Source organism: Mycobacterium nebraskense, assembly GCF_002102255.1.
In the GTDB taxonomy this organism is placed as follows: domain Bacteria; phylum Actinomycetota; class Actinomycetes; order Mycobacteriales; family Mycobacteriaceae; genus Mycobacterium; species Mycobacterium nebraskense.
This window is the reverse complement of record NZ_LQPH01000034.1, coordinates 1-7,783: the sequence shown is the minus strand read 5'-3', so window position 1 is coordinate 7,783 and position 7,783 is coordinate 1. Positions and strand designations below refer to the sequence as shown.

The 7,783-nt window shown below is 66.3% G+C and carries 9 protein-coding genes and 1 pseudogene; 6 read left to right on the top strand and 4 right to left on the bottom strand.

Annotated features, from left to right (window positions below; translation table 11 throughout):
- Window positions 1-187 precede the first annotated feature (187 nt).
- The 6 genes from AWC17_RS04045 (at window position 188) to AWC17_RS04020 (ending at window position 5,287) form a co-directional block, all read left to right on the top strand.
- Entirely contained in the window at window positions 188-1,078 is an 891-nt protein-coding gene (locus AWC17_RS04045; protein ID WP_046185839.1) for a TIGR03854 family LLM class F420-dependent oxidoreductase, read from the top strand.
- 41 nt (window positions 1,079-1,119) lie between these two features.
- Entirely contained in the window at window positions 1,120-2,472 is a 1,353-nt protein-coding gene (locus AWC17_RS04040) for a type I glutamate--ammonia ligase (RefSeq protein WP_046185843.1), read from the top strand.
- An 11-nt stretch (window positions 2,473-2,483) separates the two neighbouring features.
- Window positions 2,484-3,587 carry an amidohydrolase family protein gene (locus AWC17_RS04035; protein ID WP_046185842.1) on the top strand — a complete coding sequence of 368 codons (1,104 nt, stop codon included), beginning with the start codon at window positions 2,484-2,486 and terminating at the stop codon, window positions 3,585-3,587.
- Between the two features lie 31 nt (window positions 3,588-3,618).
- Complete coding sequence (locus AWC17_RS04030) at window positions 3,619-4,452, top strand: lysophospholipid acyltransferase family protein (protein ID WP_046185838.1); 834 nt, start codon at window positions 3,619-3,621, stop codon at window positions 4,450-4,452.
- Entirely contained in the window at window positions 4,452-4,886 is a 435-nt protein-coding gene (locus AWC17_RS04025) for an SRPBCC family protein (RefSeq protein ID WP_046185837.1), read from the top strand. Before AWC17_RS04030 ends, AWC17_RS04025 begins: the two co-directional genes overlap by 1 nt.
- A gap of 152 nt (window positions 4,887-5,038) precedes the next feature.
- Entirely contained in the window at window positions 5,039-5,287 is a 249-nt protein-coding gene (locus tag AWC17_RS04020; RefSeq protein WP_046185836.1) for a DUF3761 domain-containing protein, read from the top strand.
- A 134-nt stretch (window positions 5,288-5,421) separates the two neighbouring features.
- Here AWC17_RS04020 and AWC17_RS04015 read toward each other — a convergent pair.
- From AWC17_RS04015 to AWC17_RS04000, 4 genes and pseudogenes are all read right to left on the bottom strand, one after another.
- Window positions 5,422-5,520, bottom strand: a pseudogene (locus AWC17_RS04015) (nuclear transport factor 2 family protein); the annotation flags it as partial.
- Window positions 5,521-5,926: 406 nt separating this feature from the next.
- Window positions 5,927-6,934: a DMT family transporter gene (locus tag AWC17_RS04010; protein WP_082123144.1), complete on the bottom strand. Its 1,008-nt coding sequence runs from the start codon at window positions 6,932-6,934 to the stop codon at window positions 5,927-5,929.
- A gap of 33 nt (window positions 6,935-6,967) precedes the next feature.
- Window positions 6,968-7,159 (bottom strand): hypothetical protein, encoded by a 192-nt coding sequence (locus AWC17_RS04005; protein ID WP_141224474.1) that lies wholly within the window; start codon window positions 7,157-7,159, stop codon window positions 6,968-6,970.
- 260 nt (window positions 7,160-7,419) lie between these two features.
- Window positions 7,420-7,783: helix-turn-helix domain-containing protein (locus AWC17_RS04000; protein ID WP_482805286.1), on the bottom strand; the 364-nt coding region annotated here is incomplete at its 5' end.

Genomic DNA, 7,783 nt, shown 5'->3' with positions numbered 1-7,783 from the left:
ACTCAACCTCGACACTCCCGCCCAACGACTCGCCCAACTCCTCGAACAAGCCGCCTGACCGGATGTTGCACTGACCGTATGAATCCACCCCGGAAGACGTCTCAACGGTTTATGTTTCGCGGGCACAAATGGCCGCGTCGCCGCGTTGCCATGTGCGCTAGCGCTGACAGACAGGCAGGGGCCGCCCGTGAAGATTCGCTTCGGCGTCGGACTGGGCGCGGACACCGCACCAGATCGGTTGGCGCCCATCGTCGATCATCTGGAGGCCGGCGGTGTGGACTCGCTGTGGTTCTCCGAGCTGGTTTACTCCCCGGCGGTCGATCCGGTGGTCGGGATGGCCTACGCACTGGCCAGGACGACCCGGTTGAAGGTCGGCACCTCGGTGGCCGTGCTTCCGGGGCGGCATCCGGTATTGGTCGCCAAACAATTGGCGTCGTTGGCGGCCCTGGCGCCGAAGCGCGTCCTTCCCGTCTTCGGCCTACGGTCGGCGATTCCGGCCGAGCGCGAGGTGTTTGTGGTCCCCGACGGAGAGCGGGCCGCGGTGTTCGACGAGTCGCTGCGGGTGCTGCGCTCGGCGCTGGTCGAGGATTCGGCCAGCTACACCGGCCGGTATTTCACGGTCAATGGGGCCGCGGTGATGCCGCGGCCGGTGCCGCCACTGGACATCTGGTTGGGTGGCTCGGCGCCGGCAGCGTTCCGGCGCATCGGCGCGCTGGCCGACGGCTGGTTGGGTAATTTCCTGACCCCGGCGGAGGCGCGGGCAGGCCGCGAGGCGATCGAACGCGCAGCCGCGAACGCGGGCCGGCAGATTGACCCCGATCACTTCGGGATCTCATTGGCCGTAGTGGACGGGGTCGACGGGGAATTGCCCGCGGAGCTGGCCGCAGCGGCCCGCAAGCGCCGCCCGGACGTTGACCCTGCCGAGCTGATCGCCGCCGGATGGGATCAGCTGCAACGACGACTCGATGCCTACATCGACGCGGGCCTGACGAAATTCGTCATCCGGCCGGCGGGTGGCGCGCCCTTGGACGACTTCCTCGACCGGTTCGTCACCGAGCTGACCGGCCGGCAGAACTGAATTCGCGAGCCGAGCCATCTCCAGCCTGCACAATGACTGCCATGACCGGCACACCGCTTGCCGCCGCGGCGATCGCCCAGCTGGAGGCCGAGGGCATCGACACCGTCATCGGCACCGTCGTGAATCCCGCCGGGCTCACGCTGGCCAAGACGGTTCCGATCCGACGGACGAACACGTTCGCGGATCCCGGCCTCGGCGCCAGCCCCTCCTGGCACGCCTTCGCGATCGACCAGAGCGGCATCGCCTTTACCCCCGATGTCGGGGTGATCGGGGACCAACGCCTCCGCATCGACCTGTCGGCCCTGCGCATGGTCGGCGACGGACTGGCGTGGGCGCCCGCCGCATTTTTCGAGCAGGACGGCGCACCGGTTCCCGCCTGCTCGCGCGGCACGCTGAGCCGGGTCGAAGCCGCGCTCGCCGAAGCCGGGGTCGAGGCGGTGATCGGACATGAGGTCGAATTCCTCCTGGTCACCCCCGACGGGGGCCGCCTCCCGTCGACGTTGTGGGCGCAGTACGGTCTTGCCGGGGTCCTCGAGCATGAAGCGTTCGTCCGCGACGTCACCCGGTCGGCGGCGGCGGCAGGCATCGCAATCGAGCAGTTTCACCCCGAGTACGGGGCCAACCAGTTCGAGCTCTCCCTGGCGCCACAACCTCCGGTGGCCGCCGCCGACCAGCTGGTGCTGTTGCGGCTCGTCATCGGGCGGGTGGCCCGCCGTCACGGGCTTCGCATCAGCCTGTCACCTGCAGCCTTTGCCGATGGCGTCGGATCCGGTGCCCATCAACATTTTTCGTTGACCATGCCGGAGGGACCTCTGTTTTCCGGCGGCGCGGGCGCCCGGGGCATGACGGCAGCGGGGGAGAGCGCGGTGGCGGGTGTGGTTGGCGGACTGCCGGAGGCGCAGGGCGTGCTGTGCGGGTCGATCGTGTCCGGCTTACGGATGCGGCCCGGCAATTGGGCGGGCGCATTCGCGTGCTGGGGAACCGAGAACCGCGAGGCGGCGGTGCGGTTCATCACGGGCGGGCCAGGAAATCCTCGTGGCGGGAACGTCGAGGTGAAGATCGTGGACCCCTCCGCGAACCCGTACCTGGCGTCGGCGGCGATCCTGGGGCTGGCGCTGGACGGGATCAAACGCCAAGCGGCGCTGCCACCGGAGATCACCATCGACCCGGCGACAATGCCCGATTCCGACCGCGAGCGCGACGAAATAGTGAGCCTGCACAGGGGACAGGCCGAAGTGATTGCCGCACTGGATCATTCGGAGCTGCTGCGGGGAATTCTCGGCGATCCCGCGGTCGACATGGTGGTCGCGGTCCGCCGTCTGGAGCACGAGCGGTACGGCGACCTCGACACCGAGCAGCTGGCGGACAAGTTCCGCATGGCCTGGAGCCTGTGACGGGGCTCGCGATGACGTCCGGCGCCCTGGCCGAGCACATCGGCGAAGTGACACTGATCGATCAACACGTCCACGGTTGCTGGGTGGCGGCGGGGGATCGGCAGCGGTTCGAAAACGCGCTCAACGAGGCCAACACCGAGCCCATCGTGGGCTCGGGTTTGGACTCTCAACTCGGCTTCGCTGTGCGCGCCCACTGCGCGCCGGTCCTGGGTCTGCCTAAACATGTTGAGCCGCAGCTTTATTGGGAACGTCGCTGCCAGTTCAGCGAGGCCGAACTGGCCCGCATGTTCCTGCCGGCCGCCGGAGTGAGCGACTGGCTGGTGGACACCGGCATCGGCGCCGACACCGCCGGCCCGGCCGACATGGCCGACCTGTCCGGCAGCCGCGCCTACGAGGTGGTTCGCCTCGAGGAGGTCGCCGAGCAGGCCGCGCAGGCGCCGGGCGACTACGCGACGGCATTCGAGGACATCCTCCGCCGGCGCGCGGCGACGGCGGTCGGCACCAAGTCGATCCTGGCCTACCGGGGCGGGTTCGACGGCGACCTGAGTGAGCCGTCACCGTCGCAGGTGGCCGACGCGGCCAGCCGGTGGCGCGACAGCGGCGGTACCCGGTTACAGAATCGCGTGCTGCTGCGTTTCGGGCTTCATCAGGCGCTGCAGCTGGGCAAGCCGCTGCAATTGCACGTCGGCTTGGGCGACCGGGACTGCGATCTGCACAAGACCAACCCGCTCCTGCTGCTCGACTTCCTGCGGCATTCCGCGGACACCCCGATCGTGCTGTTGCACTGCTACCCCTACGAGCGTGAGGCCGGATACCTGGCGCAGGCCTTCAACAACGTCTATCTCGACGGCGGGTTGAGCGTGAACCATTTGGGGGCGCGGTCACCGTCGTTCATCGCCCGGCTGCTGGAGCTGGCGCCCTTCCACAAGATCCTCTACTCATCGGACGGGTTCGGCCCCGCGGAACTCCACTTCCTCGGTGCGGCCCTGTGGCGCAAGGGTATTCACCGTATTCTCCGCGAATTCGTGGCCAATGACGACTGGAGCGAGGGCGACGCCATTCGGGTGGTCGGCCTGATCGCTCACGACAACGCCGCCGGCATCTACCGCGTTTGACCCCCGGTGACACCGGGGTATACGGGCGGTTATGACGACCCCGAAGGGCGTCTTGGATTGGGCCCGCAACAAAGTCGTGTCGTGGGTGCCCAAGGCCGACCTCGACCAGCGGGACCCGGACTACATCCGCGACCAGCTCCCAGGTACGTGGCTGCTGGCGTCGTTCTATTTCCGGGCGGACGTGCGGGGGCTGAGTCGCATTCCAGCCGAGGGGCCGGTGTTGCTGGTCGGCAACCACAGCGGCGGCAACGTGCCACCCGACACCTTCGTGTTCACGCTCGCCTTCTGCTCCTATTTCGGCGTCGAGCGGCCCTTCTACCAGTTGGCCCACAACCTCGTCGTGTCCGCACCGCCGCTGGGCTGGCTGCGTAAATTCGGCACGGTCGCCGCCAACCCCGAGAATGCCCGTCTCGCATTGGATTCCGGCGCCGCGCTGCTGGTCTACCCCGGCGGCGACTACGAGGTGTTCCGGCCGTCGTGGGAGCGGCACAAGGTCGACTTCGGCGGGCGCATGGGCTACGTGAAGCTGGCCCGTGAGGCCGGGGTGCCGATCGTCCCCGTCGCCAGCATCGGCGGGCAGGAAAGCGCGTTGTTCCTCAACCGCGGGCAGTGGCTGGCCAAGTTGCTGATGGCCGACAAGTTGCTCCGTCTCAAGAGCATCCCCATATCGCTTGCGCTGCCCTGGGGCCTCAACATCAGCGACCTGGCGGGCCACATCCCATTGCCCAGCAAGATCGTGATCGAGGTCCAAGACCCGATCGAGGTCGATGGTGACGACCAGGCGGTGCATGACAAGGTGATGGCGAGCCTGCAGGGCGGTGTCGACCGGCTGGCCGCCGAACGGCGATTCCCGGTGATCGGCTGATGCGCGTCGAACGCCGTTGCGTCATCAACGCCGACCGTTCCGCGGTGTGGAAGATCGTCAGCGACCCGGACTGCTACCCGTCGTTCATGACGAACCTGGAGCGATGGGAATCGTCGAACGACAAGCCGCCCGGCGTCGGCGCGCGTTACACCGTCCACTGGAAGATCGGCTCGGTACCCGTAGGCGGGCTCATCGAGGTGGTCGAGTTCGACGACGGCCGCGACCTGGCCTGGGTGGGCATCACCGGCGTCACGCTGCGTGGGCGGATACGGTTGCGCGACGCCGGCGACGGCTGCACGAAGGTGACGTTCCGGCTGTCGTATCAGGCGCCCGGGGGAATCGTCGGGTACATCGCCGACCGGGTCGCCGTACGCCAGGTGGGACGCAGGCTCGCGGAAACGTTGAAACGCCTCAGGGAGCTGGCCGAGTCGTAGCCCAAAGGCGCGGGCCATGCCGCTCGTCCGAGTTCCGGGGCGCGTCCGGGCAATTTTTCCAATTACGCGTGTGATCAACCGCCGCGCGGCATACGCTCCGATCGACGGATCGGGCAACGTCACCAAACATCGAGAAGAAGGAGTTTGGGAGCATGTTGCTCCGAGCAACTCTCGTCGCCGCGGTCATCGCCGCCACCGCCGGTGGTCTGGCGGCACCGGCCTACTCGTCGCCCGGGTGCTACACCGCCAGTTCCGGTGACTGCGTGCCGTACCCGCAACACGGCGGCTCGCAGCCCCAGGGCGCCACCGCTCAATGTGCGGACGGAAGCTGGTCTTTCAGCGAACACCCTCATGCCAGCGGCACGTGCCACGGCCACGGCGGCGTCCAGCAGTACTTGTAGCGGTTGGTGATGCCGACGCCGGGATGATCGACGTACGAGGGGTGACCATCCAGGCGGTTCGGGCCGGCATCGGCGAAAACGTTGCAGTGCAAAGGGATTAGTGCCGGGTCCGGGCGGTTGTCGGGGGACGAGAGTCAGACCAAAGCTGTCGCGTCGAAGACCCAGCTGGTGTCCGCCGTCGCTAGGTTCTCGAAGTGGTTCGGGGGAGCGAAGTTCACGAGGCTTTGCATGTCCCGCACTGATGGGACACCAAGGTTGGGCAGCGGACAGGTGACCCTCTCGCTACACACCGCCATGTGGCGATTTTGGCTCCAGGAGGCGATCGACGCGGCTGTTGTCGCCGCCGTTGTAGCGGATGAGATTCCGCCGCTCTACGAGCAATTCGATGCAGGCAATCCAACCGAGGAAGACCTAGACGACTTTCCCGGCACAACCGTCACAGCTAAGCGGTTCAAACACCCAGCATGCGATTCGCTCCGTACTTCGGCGTATAGGCCGGCTAATGCCCTGGCCTGCGGCGACGCCCTTGGATAGGCCCGTCCGTCCGCAGTCCGTCGGCAGCAGTTTTAGTCCGCTCGGTGATCGGCTCAACCTAGTTGTCGCCCAATGTGGTTCGGGCAGCAATTTGTCCCCGAACCGTCAGCGCGTAGGAACGCTCATGCGGCACGAGCAACTGCGCTCACCAAGAATAGGTGTCGATGGCACCGCGGACCCAACGTTAACGCGCGGCCGGGTTAGCGTCTCGGGCACCGTAGCCTGATCAGAGGTTTCCGCGTTTTGCTCGCTACTGAGCGCCGCCGTATGGGCCTCGCCGCGGGCTAGAGCCACTATCGCGACAATCACCACTATCACCGCCGACGCCAGGACGATCATGCCCACGCCATCGGCGTTGAGGGTCTCGCCGAGCACCACGATGCCCAGAACCGATGCCACCGCTGGTTTGGCCACGGTCACCGATGGCATTGAGGCGGTCAGCGCACCAGCGCGAAACGATGACTGCTGAAAGATCATCCCTGCCAACGCCGCCAGTATCCAGACATAGAACTCCGGCGCGCACAGCAGCGCCCCGAAACCATGTCCGGCCGCCGCGACGACGGCTTTGGTTAGCACCGCGAACAGGGCCAGCGACGAACCGGCCACCACCGCCAGCAGTACAGCCGCACGCGGACCGGGCCAAATGCGCGCACCCAGGACACAGAACACCAGTAGCGGACCCAACACCAGGGCCACCACAGTCCAGGTTGTCAGCGACCCCTGCGACTGCCCGGCCTTCGGGTCGCCAACCGTGACGACCACCGCCAAAGCGACGGCGAGCACCGTCGCCCACATCCACTGCCAGCGGGTCACCCGCTGATGGGTCAGCCGCGCATTGACCGGCAGGGCGAATAGCAGCGCCGTCACCTGCAGCGCCGTCACCAACGTCACCGACCCGACCCCCAGCGCGGCGGCTTGCAGGCTGTAGTTGGCAACGGCTCCCCCGCCGCCAAGCCACCACCGGGTGTCGCGCAACGACATGCGGAACAACTCCCAGTGGCCGACTGGTTCGTCGGTGACCTCATGCGCGGACTGTTGACGGCTCACCGCGCCGATCGCGGATGCCAGCGCGGCGCACAGGGCGAGCACAACCGCGATATCCGACTTCAACATGGGACCTCCTCAAGATGCTGAGATCACTTCGGGCTAGACCCCGAAGTAGACGCCGTACCTGCTCGTCGCGAGCGCTTTCAACAGCCACAGGACCAGCCCGGTCCCAGCCAAGGTGCCCAGAGTCACGGTCACGATGAAGGCGACCCGGAAGCTCCTGGAGAGCGCCGACCGGAGAGGGTTCTGCTGGTCGACGGCAGTCGACTGGTGGATGTTACTGGCGGTCATGGCATTCTCCTCGTTGACTTCCTTTCGGTCATGTGCATTGTCGTTGCCTAGTTCATGACGATTCATGAAGGAAATGGTCATGGACAAAGCACTGCTTCCGGAATGACCGGGAAGCCAGATTGGGCTGTCTCTAGGGATAGAGTTTCCTATCCATTCAGCAAGCATTCGCGTGATCGAGTGCAACCAGCGCGTCGGTTGAGGCGCCCGCCCTGAAGTCGTCAGACGACCGCACCCGAAATCTCTGCTTTTTGGCGCCGCAGTTACTCGTCTCGAGTACCGTCATCGCGCAGCATCGCGAGCGTGACCGCCCCGCGCCGGAGGGCCTCATTGGCCAGACGGACCCGGCGATCACCCTCGGCAGGGATAGCGAACTTGTCGTACAGATTTTGAAGATGTTGTTTGATGGCTGCCTCCGTAACGGACAACTCACGGGCCATCCGGCGAACTGAAGCGGCCTCTGGAAACGGATCGTCTGACACCAAGGGGCGACACAAGACGATCAGGACCTCAAGTTCACGCCGAGTGAGCCGCGGCGCCGCCGGGGCCGGGTGGCGTCCCAGGAGCGGTGTAAAAGTGGTCTGACATAGGTTCCGCTCGCTTGCGTTGATGATCCTATGCGGTGGC

What these genes read in the sequence shown, in the direction of transcription:
- AWC17_RS04040 (WP_046185843.1), top strand. Translation starts at nt 1,120, where the DNA reads ATGACCGGCACACCGCTTGCCGCCGCGGCGATCGCCCAGCTGGAGGCC.
- AWC17_RS04035 (WP_046185842.1), top strand. Translation starts at nt 2,484, where the DNA reads ATGACGTCCGGCGCCCTGGCCGAGCACATCGGCGAAGTGACACTGATC.
- AWC17_RS04030 (WP_046185838.1), top strand. Translation starts at nt 3,619, where the DNA reads ATGACGACCCCGAAGGGCGTCTTGGATTGGGCCCGCAACAAAGTCGTG.
- AWC17_RS04025 (WP_046185837.1), top strand. Translation starts at nt 4,452, where the DNA reads ATGCGCGTCGAACGCCGTTGCGTCATCAACGCCGACCGTTCCGCGGTG.
- AWC17_RS04020 (WP_046185836.1), top strand. Translation starts at nt 5,039, where the DNA reads ATGTTGCTCCGAGCAACTCTCGTCGCCGCGGTCATCGCCGCCACCGCC.
- AWC17_RS04010 (WP_082123144.1), bottom strand. Translation starts at nt 6,934, where the DNA reads ATGTTGAAGTCGGATATCGCGGTTGTGCTCGCCCTGTGCGCCGCGCTG.
- AWC17_RS04005 (WP_141224474.1), bottom strand. Translation starts at nt 7,159, where the DNA reads ATGACCGCCAGTAACATCCACCAGTCGACTGCCGTCGACCAGCAGAAC.